The organism is Curtobacterium sp. YC1 (genome assembly GCF_016267665.1).
GTDB lineage: Bacteria > Actinomycetota > Actinomycetes > Actinomycetales > Microbacteriaceae > Curtobacterium.
The window spans coordinates 1,464,685-1,478,368 of record NZ_CP066341.1 but is presented as its reverse complement, the minus strand read 5'-3'; the positions used below and the strand labels follow the sequence as shown (position 1 = coordinate 1,478,368).

General features: G+C 72.6%; 14 protein-coding genes. 7 read left to right on the top strand and 7 right to left on the bottom strand.

Annotated features, from left to right (window positions below; genetic code table 11):
• The first annotated feature begins 107 nt into the window (after nucleotides 1-107).
• The 3 genes from I8920_RS07005 to I8920_RS06995 all read left to right on the top strand — a co-directional run bounded on the left by I8920_RS07005 (nucleotide 108) and on the right by I8920_RS06995 (nucleotide 2,324).
• Nucleotides 108-1,007: an SDR family oxidoreductase gene (locus I8920_RS07005; RefSeq protein ID WP_198658406.1), complete on the top strand. Its 900-nt coding sequence runs from the start codon at nucleotides 108-110 to the stop codon at nucleotides 1,005-1,007.
• A gap of 104 nt (nucleotides 1,008-1,111) precedes the next feature.
• On the top strand, nucleotides 1,112-1,249 hold the full coding sequence (locus I8920_RS07000) for a hypothetical protein (protein WP_198658405.1): 138 nt from the start codon (nucleotides 1,112-1,114) through the stop codon (nucleotides 1,247-1,249).
• Nucleotides 1,250-1,343: 94 nt separating this feature from the next.
• Nucleotides 1,344-2,324, top strand: a complete 981-nt coding sequence (locus I8920_RS06995) for a methyltransferase family protein (protein WP_198658404.1) — start codon at nucleotides 1,344-1,346, stop codon at nucleotides 2,322-2,324.
• On the opposite strand, the gene I8920_RS06990 is transcribed toward I8920_RS06995, so the two are convergent.
• The gene (locus I8920_RS06990; RefSeq protein ID WP_198658403.1) at nucleotides 2,305-2,721 is read right to left on the bottom strand and encodes a VOC family protein; all 417 of its coding nucleotides are present in this window, start codon (nucleotides 2,719-2,721) and stop codon (nucleotides 2,305-2,307) included. The two genes, I8920_RS06995 and I8920_RS06990, sit on opposite strands and share 20 nt — an antisense overlap.
• A gap of 176 nt (nucleotides 2,722-2,897) precedes the next feature.
• Entirely contained in the window at nucleotides 2,898-3,851 is a 954-nt protein-coding gene (locus I8920_RS06985; RefSeq protein WP_198658402.1) for an AraC family transcriptional regulator, read from the bottom strand.
• Nucleotides 3,852-3,955: 104 nt separating this feature from the next.
• Here I8920_RS06985 and I8920_RS06980 point away from each other — a divergent pair, with 104 nt between their 5' ends.
• Nucleotides 3,956-4,294, top strand: coding sequence for a hypothetical protein (locus I8920_RS06980; protein ID WP_198658401.1), 339 nt, complete (start codon nucleotides 3,956-3,958; stop codon nucleotides 4,292-4,294).
• Between the two features lie 19 nt (nucleotides 4,295-4,313).
• Here the strand turns inward: I8920_RS06980 and I8920_RS06975 are convergent, their stop codons facing one another.
• Nucleotides 4,314-4,628 carry a hypothetical protein gene (locus tag I8920_RS06975; protein ID WP_198658400.1) on the bottom strand — a complete coding sequence of 105 codons (315 nt, stop codon included), beginning with the start codon at nucleotides 4,626-4,628 and terminating at the stop codon, nucleotides 4,314-4,316.
• A gap of 239 nt (nucleotides 4,629-4,867) precedes the next feature.
• On the opposite strand from I8920_RS06975, the gene I8920_RS06970 reads away from it, so the two are divergent.
• Both I8920_RS06970 and I8920_RS06965 read left to right on the top strand, forming a co-directional pair.
• The gene (locus I8920_RS06970) at nucleotides 4,868-5,701 is read left to right on the top strand and encodes an SDR family oxidoreductase (RefSeq protein ID WP_198658399.1); all 834 of its coding nucleotides are present in this window, start codon (nucleotides 4,868-4,870) and stop codon (nucleotides 5,699-5,701) included.
• Between the two features lie 116 nt (nucleotides 5,702-5,817).
• Nucleotides 5,818-6,315 (top strand): hypothetical protein, encoded by a 498-nt coding sequence (locus tag I8920_RS06965; protein WP_198658398.1) that lies wholly within the window; start codon nucleotides 5,818-5,820, stop codon nucleotides 6,313-6,315.
• An 85-nt stretch (nucleotides 6,316-6,400) separates the two neighbouring features.
• On the opposite strand, the gene I8920_RS06960 is transcribed toward I8920_RS06965, so the two are convergent.
• From I8920_RS06960 to I8920_RS06945, 4 genes are all read right to left on the bottom strand, one after another.
• Nucleotides 6,401-8,134, bottom strand: coding sequence for a collagen-binding domain-containing protein (locus I8920_RS06960; RefSeq protein ID WP_198658397.1), 1,734 nt, complete (start codon nucleotides 8,132-8,134; stop codon nucleotides 6,401-6,403).
• Nucleotides 8,131-9,789: a bifunctional aspartate transaminase/aspartate 4-decarboxylase gene (locus tag I8920_RS06955; protein WP_198658396.1), complete on the bottom strand. Its 1,659-nt coding sequence runs from the start codon at nucleotides 9,787-9,789 to the stop codon at nucleotides 8,131-8,133. The genes I8920_RS06960 and I8920_RS06955 overlap by 4 nt, the downstream gene beginning before the upstream one ends.
• 17 nt (nucleotides 9,790-9,806) lie before the next feature.
• Nucleotides 9,807-11,513 (bottom strand): aspartate:alanine exchanger family transporter, encoded by a 1,707-nt coding sequence (locus tag I8920_RS06950; RefSeq protein WP_198658395.1) that lies wholly within the window; start codon nucleotides 11,511-11,513, stop codon nucleotides 9,807-9,809.
• 233 nt (nucleotides 11,514-11,746) lie between these two features.
• Complete coding sequence (locus tag I8920_RS06945; protein ID WP_198658394.1) at nucleotides 11,747-12,415, bottom strand: arsenate reductase/protein-tyrosine-phosphatase family protein; 669 nt, start codon at nucleotides 12,413-12,415, stop codon at nucleotides 11,747-11,749.
• Between the two features lie 45 nt (nucleotides 12,416-12,460).
• Here I8920_RS06945 and chrA point away from each other — a divergent pair, with 45 nt between their 5' ends.
• Nucleotides 12,461-13,681, top strand: coding sequence for a chromate efflux transporter (gene chrA, locus I8920_RS06940; protein ID WP_232832850.1), 1,221 nt, complete (start codon nucleotides 12,461-12,463; stop codon nucleotides 13,679-13,681).
• Nucleotides 13,682-13,684: the final 3 nt, after the last annotated feature.

Here is a 13,684-nt window from a genome sequence, read left to right as displayed (position 1 = left end):
CCAACCCGCCGGTCCTGGACGACGGCGGAGTGCGCACCGCGGACGGCGTCCCCCGGTCGTCCAGCGGTGGAGCGTTTGCTGGTCGAGCGAATCCGGAGGAGGATCCCATGCCCACCGACCAGTACGAACACGGCGACCCGCGCACGCGGTACCCGAACGTCGAGCCGAAGCCGCAGACCCAGGCCGAGCCGGGCCTCCAGTCCGCCATGGACCCGGTGCCCGACCTGGGTGAGACGAGCTACCGGGGCACCGGCCGGCTCGCCGGCCGCAAGGCGCTCATCACCGGCGCCGACTCCGGCATCGGCGGGGCGGTCGCGATCGCGTTCGCCCGCGAGGGCGCCGACGTCGCGCTCGCCTACCTGCCCGAGGAACAGTCCGACGCCGACCACGTGATCGAGCAGATCCGGGCAGCCGGACGCACGGCCGTCGCGATCCCCGGCGACCTGCGCGACCGCGCGTACGCGCAGCAGCTCGTCGACCAGGCCGTCGAGGGCCTGGGCGGCATCGACGCCCTGGTCAGCGTCGCCGGCAAGCAGCGCTGGCAGCCCGACCTGCTCGACATCACCGACGAGCAGTTCGAGGCGACCTTCGACGTGAACGTCTTCGGGCTGTTCCGACTGGTGAAGGCCGCCCTGCCGCACCTGCAGCCGGGCGCGACCATCACCACGACCGCGTCGATGGAGGCGTACCAGCCCGCTCCCGACCGGCTCGACTACGCCGCGTCGAAGGGCGCGATCAACAACTTCTCGAAGGGGCTGTCGCAGTCGCTCGTCGAGCGCGGCATCCGCGTGAACGTCGTCGCACCGGGACCGACCTGGACCGTCCTGCAGCCGAGCGGCGGTGTCGACCCGTCGACCCTGCCGGAGTTCGGCAGCAGCGAGTCCCCGATGGGCCGGGCGGCCCAGCCGGCCGAGCTCGCACCCGCGTACGTCTTCCTGGCCTCGCAGGAGTCGAGCTTCGTCGCCGGCGAGACGCTCAACGTGAACGGCGGCATGGTCACCCCCTGACCGCAGCCCGTCGTCCGGCCGCGCTCCGCGGTCACCGACACCGGGTGGGAATGGATCGGGCCCGTCCGGTGTCGAACACTCCACCGACCACGAAGGAGCACACCATGAGCATCGACCTGCACGGGAGCACCGGACTCGACGACGACCGCAGCTGCCTGCCGAAGCCCGTACTGGCCTCGCTGCACGACGAGCCGTCGGCGTCGTTCGGACGGTGGCTCGGTCAGATCAACCACGCCGACTGACCCCGGGCCGGGCGGCCACGGTCTGTCCACGGCCCCGGTCCCGGATCGCCCGGTGCCCCGCGGCACCCGCCACGTGCCCTGCTAGCGTGCACGCATGGCACGGGGTCGGCTGTACTTCGCACTGCAGGCCCTCGGCGGAGCGGCCTGGTGGATCGCCGTCGCCGTGCTGCCCGGGGTCCGCACCGCCACACTCGGGTCGCTCGACCCCGTCGTCGTCGCGGTCTTCGACGTCCCGCTGTTCGTCGTCGCGTCGGCGCTGGCGGCACTGGGCCTGCGGACCGCCGCGGTCGTCACCACCGCGTGGACGCTCCTCGTGCTCGCCGCGCTCGCCGTCTGGGCGACCGTCACGGGTGAGGCCGGCGCAGGCGTGCTCGTCATGGTCGGTGCGGCGGTCGGTTCGGTCCTGGCGCTCGCGCTGGTCGTGCTCGGTCGGATCCCGACGGAGTGGGTGACGACCGGCCCGCTGCGGTTGCGCACGGCGGACCCGGACGCACCCCGCTGGCGGCACGTGACGGCGACGGCGGTGCAGATCGTCGTGTTCTGGGGGCTGTTCCTCGGCGTGTTCCCGCTCGTCATCGCCACGGCCGAGCACCGGTGGCGGCTGCACCCCACCCTGCCAGCACCGCTCGTCGACGGCCTCGCCGTCGTCGGTGTCGTCGTCTTCGCCCTGGCGAGTGCGCTCGGCATCGCGTCGGCCGCCGCGATGTCCACGAAGGGCAACGGCACCCCGCTGCCCTCGGCCACGGCGAACCGGCTGGTCGTCGCCGGCCCGTACCGCTCGGTGCGCAACCCGATGGCGCTCGCCGGCATCACGCAGGGTGCGGCGGTGGGACTGGCGATGTCGTCGTGGCTCGTCGTCGTCTACGCCGTCGCCGGCTCCGTCGTCTGGAACTGCGTCGTCCGGCCGCTCGAGGAGGCCGACCTGGAGGCCCGTTTCGGCGACGACTTCCGGCGCTACGCCCGGCAGGTCCGGTGCTGGGTGCCGCGGTGGCCGGTGCCCGCCCGGGTGGGCGCCGTGCCGGTCCGGCCGGGGTCGACGTCGGTGTCGGCGTCGGTCAGCTCGACGCGCCGCTGATGTTCACCATCCACGACACCCCGTGACGGTCGGTCAGCATGCCGAAGGTGTCGCCCCACGGTGCCACCGTCAGCGGTTCGATGATCGTCGCGCCGTCGGCCAGGCCGTTCCACCAGCGCGTGAGCACCTCGGGGTCGTCGCCGCTCAGCGACAGGGAGATGCTGCTCGCCGGGGGCGTCGGCATGCCCGAGGGGGCGTCCGAGGCCATCAGCACGAGGTCGTGCTCGCCGTCGAGCTGCCCGTGCATCACCTTGTCGACCTCCGCCGGGTCCTGGCTCATCCCGGCCTCGCCGAACGTGCCGACGGTGAGCGTCCCGCCGAAGACGGAGTGGTAGAACTCCAGGGCTGCACGGGCCCCGTCGCGGAACCCGAGGTAGGGGTTGAGGCGCACGGACATCACGGTCTCCTTCGTCCCGCGCGGGCACCGTCCGCCCGCGACACGCTCATCGTGGCAGACCGCCGGCCCGGACGGAACAGCTCGTCGCACGTGGCGGTGCGGTGACCGCGTCAGGGGCGGTCCACGCCCGGGTCGGCCTCGGCCGGCGCCCGCGTCGGGGTCGGCCGGCGCGCGCGTCAGGGGCGGTCGTCGCGGGCCGAGGCGGCGGTCTGCCGGGGCAGCTCGCCGAACTCGCGGCGGTAGCTGCCGGCGAACCGTCCGAGGTGGGCGAACCCGGTGGCGCGGGCGATCTCCGCGACGCTGCGCCCGTCCGCGGCCTCGAGCTGTTCGCGCGCGAGCAGCAGTCGGATCCGGCGCAGGTACATCGTCGGCGTGATGCCGTGGTGCCGTTGGAACGCCGCCTGCACTCCGCGGACGCTCAGTCCCGCGGCCGCGGCGACGTCGTCGACGGTGATCTGCTCGGTCGCGTGCTCCAGCAGGAAGGTCTCGGCGCGGGCGAAGCGCGCCGTGGCGGCGAGCGGTCGCTCGACCTGGCCGACCGGCCAGTGCGGGATCGCGGAGAGCAGGCCACCGGCGGCGAACCGAGCGAGCTCGCGTTCGCGCTCCACGGGGACCTCGTCCGGGCCGGCCATGACCTCCTGCGCCACGGCACGCACCATCAACCACCAGGCGGCCAGCGTGGGCCCCTCGGGGACGTGGTGCGGGCGGAACTCGAGCGGACCCGGCGCCCAGTCCCCGCGCTCGGCAGCGACCTGCTCGACGATGCTGCGATCGATGCGCAGCAGGTCCTTGCTGCACTCGGTCCACCGGAAGCGCTGCGGCCGCTGGCGGAACAGCACCGGCCGCCCGATCGCCACGGGCTCGTCGTCGACGGACCCGGCACCGGTCTTCATCCAGTAGATCATCACGGTGCTGCCGGGCTCCATGGACCCGCTGAGCGTGCCCGAGCAGTTCGTGGACTCGAGGGACAGCAGATCGGTCCCCCGCACCCGCTCCTCGAACACGAAGTCTGCGTCCCCCGGCTCGACCGACAGTTCGTGGATGACGTGCGTCCGGACCATCGCCTCGGCCGCCAGGGAGGGCTGGTCGGTCTGGATCTCCCGCTGCATGCGGTGCATCGTCTCGGGCACGTGTCGATCCTGACGACAACGGGCACTCCGCGCAACGGGCGACGCGCCGGTTTCCTGGACGATCGCCAGCGTCGGGGCGGTTTGCTGGACGGTGGAGGCCGGAGATGAAGTACATCCAGTACGACCGTTCGTCGATCCTGACGACCGACGACGTCGCCGACGCCGTGATCGAGTACGCCGCGGCCCTGGCCGGTGGTGACCGCGCCGACACGGTCTCCATCCCGGCCGTCGCTGCCGACGGCACGATGACGACGACGAAGGTGCTCATCGGCCCCGCGAGCCAACTCGTCGTCGAGGACGCCGAGGAGGACGAGCTCGAGGGCGAGCACGACCAGTTCGTCGCCCGGCTGCGGGCGGCGACGCTGACGTTCGAGCACGAGGCGGCGATCCACGCCGACCAGCGGACCGACCTCGTCGAGGGTGACGCACCGGACCCGGTGTGACCGGCAGGCAGCGTCGGTGTCAGCGCCGCCGGTCGATCCGCGCCGCGTGGTCGTCCATCGACAGCACCGAGCCGGTGCGGGCGTCGATCTCGCGCAGGAACGCGTCGCCCTCCGGCTCGAGGTCGTCGTCCGGAGCGGGCTCCACCGCCAGTGCGACCGCGGGTGCGAGCAGGACCTCGACGGTGGCCGCGCAGCCGAACTCGTCGCTCGTCGGCACCGAGACGACGTCGCTCAGACGGCTCTGGTGCAGCGCTGCCGCGTAGCGGATCACGGCGTCGGCCACCGCATCGCTCGTGAGGATGCGGACCGTGCCCGCGTAGTTCACGTACTTCACGACGGCTCCCGACCGGCCGGGGGAACCGCCGAGATGACGACCCCCTGGTCCCGTCGGACGATAGGCGGCGGTCGCTGCGCGGCTCACATGTTCGGCGACGACCGCTGTCCAGGAGGCGTCGATCGCACGGCCTCGTACTCGACGCAGCCGCGGCTGGACGGACGCCCAGTGCGTGTCGCCGACCATCGTGGTGGTCAGAGCCGACCACCGGGTCGGACGCAGCGACGACAGGGAGTGCCATGACCGACCAGCAGCAGCCCCCGGGCAGCGACCACGAGCTCAGCCCGCAGGCCGACCACGGTGAGCAGTCGTACCGCGGATCCGGCAAGCTCACCGGCAAGCGTGCCGTCATCACCGGTGGCGACAGCGGCATCGGGAAGGCCGTCGCCATCGCCTTCGCCCGCGAGGGGGCCGACGTCCTGATCAGCTACCTCCCCGACGAGGAGGACGACGCGCAGGACACCAAGCGGTGGGTCGAGGACGCCGGCCGCACCGCGGTGCTGTTCCCCGGCGACCTCAGCGATCCCGCCTACTGCCGTTCGGTGATCGACCGCGCGGTCAGCGAGCTCGGCGGGCTCGACGTCCTGGTCAACAACGCCGCGTTCCAGATGAGCCACGAGACGCTCGAGGAGATCAGCGACGAGGAGTGGGACCACACCATCGCGACGAACCTCAGCGCCTACTTCCACCTCGTCAAGGCGGCGCTCCCCCACCTCGGTGCCGGGTCCTCGATCATCGGGTCGAGTTCGATCAACTCGGACAACCCGAAGCCGACGCTGGCCCCGTACGACGTCACCAAGGCCGGCGTCGCGAACCTGTCCGCCGCCCTCGCCCAGCTGCTCGGCAGCCGCGGGGTCCGGGTGAACAGCGTGGCGCCCGGTCCGATCTGGACGCCGCTCATCCCGTCGACGATGCCGTCGGAGGAGGTCGAACAGTTCGGCAAGCAGACGCCGCTCGGCCGCGCCGGGCAGCCGGCCGAACTGGCCCCCGTCTACGTCCTGCTCGCCAGCGACGACGGCAGCTACGTCTCCGGCGCGCGCGTCGCCGTCACCGGCGGGACGCCGATCCTCTGACCGCACCCGACGACGGACGGGAGGCCCGGTGCACGTCGTGCGCCGGGCCTCCCGTCCGTCCGCGGGGTGCGTCCCTCCTGAGTCCCCACCCACCGCGCGGAGCCTACGGTCAGGGCATGTCCACGCGAGCGAAGACCGTCACGGCGCTGCTCGGCGCCGCCACCCTGGCCCTCATGCTGACCGCCTGCGACCCCGGTGGGGCGCAGAACATCAACCCCGTCGGCAAGGTGCCCGGCTCCGAGGAGAAGTCGCAGGCGGCGCAGTGCGACGTCGCCTCGAGCGCCGTCGTCGACATGATCGACGAGGCCGTCGGCTCGCACGACACCACGGAGTTCGCGAACGTCCAGGAGGGCGACGGCGGGTGGTACCTCGGTGCCGCGATCGTCCCCGCCGACAGCAACGACTCGAACGACGACGAGGTCACGATCTGGGCGACCACCGCCGACCCGACGTCCGAGGACTTCGACGGCCCGCTGTACGCGGTGAACGACGTCGCGAAGACCGCCGTGGCCGACGAGTCGACGACGACCTCGGACGCACCGTCGCCCTTCGCCGACGACTCCGAGGCCGCCCAGCAGGTCGAGAGCTGCGTCGTGGAGGCGTCCGACCGCTGAGGCTCCGGGTCAGCGCTGTCGGTCCCGGTCGTGGAGCAGCGCTGACCCTCCCGGCGGTGGGTCAGCGCTGACCTCCCGCGGTGGGTCAGCGCTGATGGTCCCTGCGGTTTCGGCGGAGACCGAGCGCGGCGCCCGACGCCAGCAGCCCGACGGCCAGCACGGCGAGCGGACCGGGGTCGTACCCGGTGAAGGCGAGGGAGCCTCCGTCGTCCGCCTCACCGTCGGACGCGCCCGGGTCGCCAGCCTCGATCGGCCCGGTCCCGCCGTCGCCGACCTGCCCGCCACCGCCGGACCCGCCAGACGGGGGCGGTGGCGTGCTGCCGCCGTCGCCCGGCGATGTCCCGCCCGTCCCGGGGTCGCCGGGTGGCGTGCTCGGGTCTCCCCCACCGGGGTTGCCGTCCCCGCCGTCCGGCGTCTCGGTCGCGGTGTTCACGATCGTGCACACGACGTCGTCGCCGTCCGAGACGGACACGACGGCGTCAGCCACCGGGGCCCCCGTGCAGGCCCAGTCACCGGACTCGTAGCCGTCCGGTCCGTCCGACTCGCTCAGCTGGTAGTCGCCCGCCGGCACCGTCTGGTCGGTCACGGCATCGCTGCCGGAACGACCGCTGACCGTCGCCGGACCGCTCGCGGTGAGCGTCCAGTCGTCGGGGGCTGCGTCACCGCCGACGACCTGCTTCACCAGCGTGAGCGATCCCTCCGCCACGGTCGTCGACAGGCAGGACACGGTGGTCGAGAACGGGAACGAGTGGATCTCCAGGGGCAGCGGGCCCGGTGCGGAGGCGACGCCGTGCGTGAAGGACGCCGCGATGACGTTGCCCTCGATGTTCTGGGTGACGTCCCACCGCACGTCGGCGCGCGGGGCGTAGATCGTGCCCTCGAGCACGTCGGCGCCGGTCACGTGGACGCTCGTGGCCTCCGGGAAGTTCCAGAGCACGAAGGGGGCGTTCGCGCTCGTCAGGTTGGCCAGGTTCGGGATCGTCCCGTCGAAGGACGAACCGGTGACGTTGACGACGAGCGGCGACGACGGGTCGGGCAGGCCGCGGAAGGTCAGCAGGTCGAGCGCGTCGAGGTCGGTCGCGGGCACGGTGAGGACGTTGGTGGGGCCCGGACGGACGTCGACGAACGCGGCGGTGCCCTGCGGTACCGGTGACGCCACCGGAGCGCCCGACGCGTCCTGCAGCTCGGTGGTCGTGGGGCACGTCCCGATGTCCGTCGAGAGCGACCGGTAGCGGGCGAAGGACGCCGTGAAGTCGAGCACTGCGGGGTCCGCCAGCACCGGGACGTCGGCCGCCGGTTGCTGCACGGTCCCCTCGATGCGGGGCACGGTCTCCGCCGTCGCGCCCCCGGGCGCGAGCCGGTAGTTGATCGTCGCCCCGTTCTGGTCGGTGTCGAAGGCGTCGTACGTCGTGGTGTCCCCGACGTGGGTGTACCCACCGTTCAGCACGCGGAGCACCGACGACTGGTCGGCGGGGAACCGGATCCCGCCGCCGACGTACAGGAAGGTCGGCCGGTCGTCGCCCGGTAGCGTCAGCGCGTCCGGCGGCGTGTTGCCGGCGCCGACGTTGTAGCTGGTCGCGAAGCCCAGGTCGCCGCCGGCCGCGAGGGTGCCCTCGGACTCGTCGGCAGCGAGCTGGACGTCGCCCTCGACGAACACCAGGAACCCCTGGTTCGCCGGGTGGCCGTCGACCGGCACCGAGACCGGGTTGACCGGCGCGACGTCGGCGGCCGTCGCCGGTGCCGAGGCGAACAGGGCGGCTGGCACCGCGAGCGCGGCGACCCCCGCGATCGCGCAGCGGCGGAACACGCTTCGGTTCATCGTGCTGTCTCCTGGTCGACGTCGGTCCCCTGCTCGGCCCGCCACTCGTCGAAGTACTGCTTGCCGATGGCGCGCAGACTCCGCCCGATCTGCGTGTAGTCCTCGTCCCGGAGGTTGGCGAGGGACACCCGGACGGACCACTCCGGACCGTCGAACCCGCCGCCGTTCAGCAGGATGATGCCCGTCTGGTCGGCGAGCCGGAACAGGATGTCCGTCGGTTCGTAGTGCTCGCGCAGGAACGCGCCGATCCCCGGACCGCGCAGGCGCTCGGCGTAGGCGAGCACGTCGAGCTCCACGTAGTACCCGACGCGGTCGACGTCCTCGGGCAGGGTGACCTGCATGCCGTCGAGCAGCAGCTGCAGGCGCCGTCGGATGAGTGCCTGTGCCTCGCGCTTGTAGTGCCCGGTCTCGTCGAGCACGGCGTACGCGGCGAAGAGCAGCATCTGGCACTGCTGCGGCAGCGAGAGCCCGGCGGTGTGGTTCAGCGCGACGGACCGGCTGTCCGCCACCAGCCGGTCGACGAACCGGATGTCCCTGGGGTGCAGCGACAGCGACCCGTAGCGGGCGTCGAGCGCTCGGAGGTCCTCCTCGGGCAGGGCCGCGAGCCGGTCGTCGAAGACGTTGTCCTGGTTCACCGCGACGACGCCGAGACGCCATCCGGTCGCGCCGAAGTACTTCGAGAACGAGTAGACGCCGATGGTGTTCCTCGGGACGACGGACATCAGGGAGCGGAAGCCGTCGATGAACGTGCCGTACACGTCGTCGGTGATGACCGTGAGCTCCGGGTTGTCCGTCGCGACGACGTCCGCGATCGCGTCGAGCGTCTCCTGCGCGATGCGGACCGAGGGCGGGTTGGTCGGGTTGACGACGAACAGGGCCCTGATGGAGGGGTCACGGAGACGGTCGATCTCCTCGGGCGGGTACTGCCAGGTGTGCACACCGTCGTCGTCCACGGTGCTGGCGTGCAGGTGCACCTGCTCGAGCGCGTAGTCTTCCAGCGCCGGGATCTCGAGGTACGGGGTGAAGATCGGCGTCATCAACGCGATCCGGTCGCCGCGGTGCACGAGCCGGTTCTCCAGCAGGGTGTCGAAGACGTAACACATGGCGGCGGTGCCGCCCTCGACCGCGAAGAGGTCGTACGGCGCCGCGGGCGGCTGTCCGTCGCACATCTCCTGCACGAGGTACTCGTGGACGATCTGCTCGGCGTGGTGCAGCATCCGGTCCGGCTCCGGGTAGTGGTCGCCGATGACCGAGTCGGCGAGTTCCCACACGAACGAGTCGGGCGAGAACCCGAGGTCGTCGACGCCGTGCCGGAGCACCCGGCGGAGCAGGTCGACGCCCGGTTCACCCTCGTGCTCGGTCAGCCAGGACCCGAAGCGTTCGGCGATGCCGTCCTTCTGCGGGACGCCGACCAGCTCGTGGTCCCACTCCCGGTTCTCGCGCGACACGGTGAGGGCGAACTGTCCGAGCGCGAAGAACGCCTCGCGCGGGGTCGGCGCGATGAAGTTCGGGTTGCCGCGACCCGCGTTGAGCATCTGGAACGCGGTGCGCGCCTCGTGCTCGCCGGCGATGCGCTGGAGCTCGGCCTTCAGCTCGAACGGGGACAGTTGCTGCAACCGCGCGATCTCCTCGCGGGACACGCTGGCAACGGGCATGTGGACTCCTTGGACGGTCAGTGGGCGGTGATCGCGACGACGACGGCGCCGCCGATGCTGAGGACGATGTTCCCGATCGCGTACGGGACGGTGAAGCCGAGCAGGGGAACGGTGCTCTTCGCCGTCTCCTGCAGGGACCCGACCGCCGCCGTGGTGGTCTGGGCGCCGGTGAGCATGCCGAGGATGAGGACGGGGTGCGTCCTCCGGAAGCAGAAGCGACCGACGAAGGTCATGACGACGAGTGGGACGAGGGTGACGACCACGCCCGCGACGAGCAGCTGCACGCCGTACTGCGCCAGGCCGTCGACGAACCCCGGACCGGCGTCGATGCCGACGACGGCGACGAAGAGCGTCAGTCCGACGGTCTCGAAGAACCACTGCGCTCCCGGCGGGACGTGCCCGAACGTCGGGCTCTTCGACCGCCGCCACCCCAGCAGGAGGCCGACGATCAGGGCGCCGACACTCGTCGTCAGCGACAGCGGGACGGTGCCGAGCGTGATCGAGGGGACGCCGACGACGGCACCGACGGTGATCCCGAGCGCCACGGTCACCATGTCGGTCTTCGGGTCGGTCCGCTCCGGGAACCCGACGTACCGGATGCCCTGCTCCAGCAACGGCAGCGGACCCTGCACCCGCAGCTCGTCGCCCGCGTGCAGCACGGTGTCCGACCCGAACGGGATGGACTGGCCGCCGCGCGTGACGCGCTTCAGGAAGATCTCGCGGGCGCGACGGGTGCGGCGGAGCTGCTCGACCGTCCTGCCGACGACGGCCGTGTTCGTCACGACGACCGTCAGTTCCTCGATCGGGATGTCGAGCAGCGCCGGGTCGTCGACCTCCTCGGCGAACGAGGTCAGGTGGTCCTCGATGACGGCGGCGTGGTGCCCGGCGACCACGACGACGTCGCCCGGCGCGAGCGGCTGGTCCAGGTGCGGTTCCACGATCTCGTCCCCGTGGCGGATCCGGGCGATGAAGACGCGCGACCCGACCCGGGCGTCCGAGGCGTCCTCGAACTCGCCCACGGTCTGGGCTCGGAACGCGGACGTCAGGCGGTACGCGCGCCGGACGACCTGCTGGTACGCGCTGTGGACGTCGGGGTTGTCGTCGTGCACGCCGAGCTGCTGTTCGAGCTCGTGCGCCGCTGCTGGCAGGTCCCGGATGCCGAGGAAGCGCGGGGCCACGAGCGAGATGTAGAGCGCGGCCCCCACCGTGCCGAAGATGTAGGTGACCGCGTACGCCACCGGGACGAGGTCACTCCACGCCTCGGCGGTCTCCGCGCTCACCGGCAGCCCGGCGATGGAGTCCTGCGCCACGCCGATGATCGACGACTGGGTCAGCCCGCCGCCGGCCAGTCCCGCGGCCAGACCCGGGTTGTACCCGAGGATGCTGCTGATGGCGATGGTGGTGCCGAACCCGACCACGGCCAGCACGACCGCGAACACCGCCTGCGGCAGCCCGGAGCCCTTGAGCCCCGCGACGAACTGCGGCCCGAGCTTGTACCCCAGGGCGAACAGGAAGACCAGGAAGAAGATCTGCTTCACGATCGGGTCGACCTGCAGGTCGTCACCGAGGACCGCACCGATGACGACACCCGCGAGCAGGGTCCCGGTCACCGCCCCGAGACCGATGCCGCGGTAGCTGAACCGTCCGACGAAGAAGCCGATCCCGAGCGCCAGGAACACGGCGATCTCCGGGTGCTCGATGATGGTGTCCCTGAACCACGACATGCGGCCGCCTTCGCCCCCGGCACCCCTGATTGTGCCGACGGCGGACAGACAACCACGCGCACACCGGTCGTTCCCAGGAACGCGTGTCCGGCAGTGGGGTCACCACCCGACGGACGGGAGGCGCGGTGCGGCGCCGCCCCGTGCCTCCCGTCCGCAGCGGGGTCGCGCGCACGCAGAGAACGCCCCGATGGGGAGGGGGGATCCCATCGGGGCGTTCCGTTCGTGGGGCCGCGTCAGGCGGCGATGCGCTCGGCCAGCGCGGTGGCACGGGAGCGGAGGGCCGCGTACGTGTCCTCGTACGCCTCGGCCGTCCCCCGGCGTGCCGGGTTCGGGAGCGACCAGTGCAGGCTGTCGCGGTCGTCGATGGTCTCGTGCGCCCGGTCGCAGACGGTGACCACGAGGTCGCCGTCCGTCGCGAGGTCGCGGAACGACCGGGGCACGTGGTGACCGAGGTCGAGGCCGTGCCGTCCGGCGACGGCGACGGCTCCGGGCGCGACGGCGGCGGCGGGCCGGGTGCCGCCGGAGAGGGCACGGACGTCGCTCACCTGGGACCAGACGCACGCTGCCAGCGGGGAGCGTGACGAGTTGCCGGTGCAGACGAACAGCACCCGGGTGACGTCCCTGCCCACCACGGGGACGCCGTGCGCGAGGCCGACCGGCTCGAGGTGCAGGTAGCTCCGGCGCCCGTCGCCGTCGGACCGGCGCCGGGTGACGAGGCCCGCCTGTTCGAGGACGCGGAGGTGGTGGGCGAGCAGCGGTGCGGAGATCCCGACGGCGCGCCGGACCTCGGTCGGGGTGGCGTCGGACGCGGCGAGCAGGTCGACGATCGCGAGCCGGGCGACGTCGCCGAGGGCCGCGTGCTGCGCCGCACGTCGCTCGCGCTCCGGTTGCCGGTCGTTCATCTGTTCAATGTTGACTGAACCATCGGCCGCCGTCAAGATGAGCCCGTGACGACGACCGACCCGACCGTGCCGACGGCGTCGTCGTCCTCCGCCGCGTCGGTCTTCCTGGTGTTCCTGCGGCTCGGGCTGACCTCGTTCGGCGGCCCGGTCGCGCACCTGGCGTACTTCCGCGACGCGTTCGTGGTGCGGCGACGGTGGGTGACCGAGGCCGCCTACGCCGACCTCGTCGCGCTCTGCCAGTTCCTGCCCGGTCCGGCCTCGAGCCAGGTCGGGATGGCCCTGGGACTGCAGCGGGCCGGGTTGCTCGGGCTGCTCGCCGCGTGGTGCGGGTTCACGCTGCCGTCCGCGGTGCTCCTGGTGGCGTTCGCCCTGCTCGTGTCCGGCACACCCGACCTCGCCGACGCCGGCTGGCTGCTCGGGCTGCAGGCCGCCGCGGCCGCGGTCGTCGCCCAGGCCGTGCTCGGGATGGCCCGGTCGCTGGCCCCGGATGCCCGACGCGCGACCATCGCCGCGGCCGCGACGATCGTGGTGCTCCTGGCGCCCGGACCGGCAGCGCAGGTCGCGGTCATCGCGGCGTGCGGCCTCGTCGGCGCCCTGTGGCTGCGCGGCGTGGTCCAGCCCGCGGGCGACGACGCTGGCGACGGCATCGTGGTGCGGCTCCCCCGCTGGGTGGCACCGACCGCGTTCGCGGCGTTCGTGGCCGTGCTCGTCGCCGCCCCGGTGGCCGCGGCGGCGGGCACCGGTCTGGTCCGGTCGGCCGGGCTCTTCGCGCAGGCGGGGGCGCTCGTCTTCGGGGGCGGCCACGTCGTGCTGCCGCTGCTCGAGTCGCAGACCGTCGCCACCGACCTGGTCGGGCACGCGGACTTCCTGGCCGGCTACGGTGCCGCGCAGGCCGTGCCCGGGCCGCTGTTCACGTTCGCCGCCTACCTCGGCGCCGTGTCGGACGGCGGTGCGGGCGGCATCGTCGGCGCGGCGGTGGCACTCGTCGCGGTGTTCCTGCCCGCGGCGCTCCTGGTGGTCGCCGCCCTGCCGTCATGGCACACGCTCCGGCGGCTGCCGTGGGCGCGCCGCGTGCTGGCCGGCGTGAACGCGGGCGTCGTCGGTCTGCTGGCGGCGGCGCTGTGGGACCCCGTGCTGACCGAGGGGGTGCGGTCCCCCGTGGCACTCGCGCTCGCCGTCGCGGCGTTCGTCGCACTCACCCGTTGGTCCGCACCCCCGTGGGCCGTCGTCATCGGAGCCGGCCTGCTCGGCGCCGTCGTCCTCTGACCG

What these genes read in the sequence shown, in the direction of transcription:
- I8920_RS07005 (WP_198658406.1), top strand. Translation starts at nt 108, where the DNA reads ATGCCCACCGACCAGTACGAACACGGCGACCCGCGCACGCGGTACCCG.
- I8920_RS07000 (WP_198658405.1), top strand. Translation starts at nt 1,112, where the DNA reads ATGAGCATCGACCTGCACGGGAGCACCGGACTCGACGACGACCGCAGC.
- I8920_RS06995 (WP_198658404.1), top strand. Translation starts at nt 1,344, where the DNA reads ATGGCACGGGGTCGGCTGTACTTCGCACTGCAGGCCCTCGGCGGAGCG.
- I8920_RS06990 (WP_198658403.1), bottom strand. Translation starts at nt 2,721, where the DNA reads ATGTCCGTGCGCCTCAACCCCTACCTCGGGTTCCGCGACGGGGCCCGT.
- I8920_RS06980 (WP_198658401.1), top strand. Translation starts at nt 3,956, where the DNA reads ATGAAGTACATCCAGTACGACCGTTCGTCGATCCTGACGACCGACGAC.
- I8920_RS06970 (WP_198658399.1), top strand. Translation starts at nt 4,868, where the DNA reads ATGACCGACCAGCAGCAGCCCCCGGGCAGCGACCACGAGCTCAGCCCG.
- I8920_RS06965 (WP_198658398.1), top strand. Translation starts at nt 5,818, where the DNA reads ATGTCCACGCGAGCGAAGACCGTCACGGCGCTGCTCGGCGCCGCCACC.
- I8920_RS06960 (WP_198658397.1), bottom strand. Translation starts at nt 8,134, where the DNA reads ATGAACCGAAGCGTGTTCCGCCGCTGCGCGATCGCGGGGGTCGCCGCG.
- I8920_RS06955 (WP_198658396.1), bottom strand. Translation starts at nt 9,789, where the DNA reads ATGCCCGTTGCCAGCGTGTCCCGCGAGGAGATCGCGCGGTTGCAGCAA.
- I8920_RS06950 (WP_198658395.1), bottom strand. Translation starts at nt 11,513, where the DNA reads ATGTCGTGGTTCAGGGACACCATCATCGAGCACCCGGAGATCGCCGTG.
- I8920_RS06945 (WP_198658394.1), bottom strand. Translation starts at nt 12,415, where the DNA reads ATGAACGACCGGCAACCGGAGCGCGAGCGACGTGCGGCGCAGCACGCG.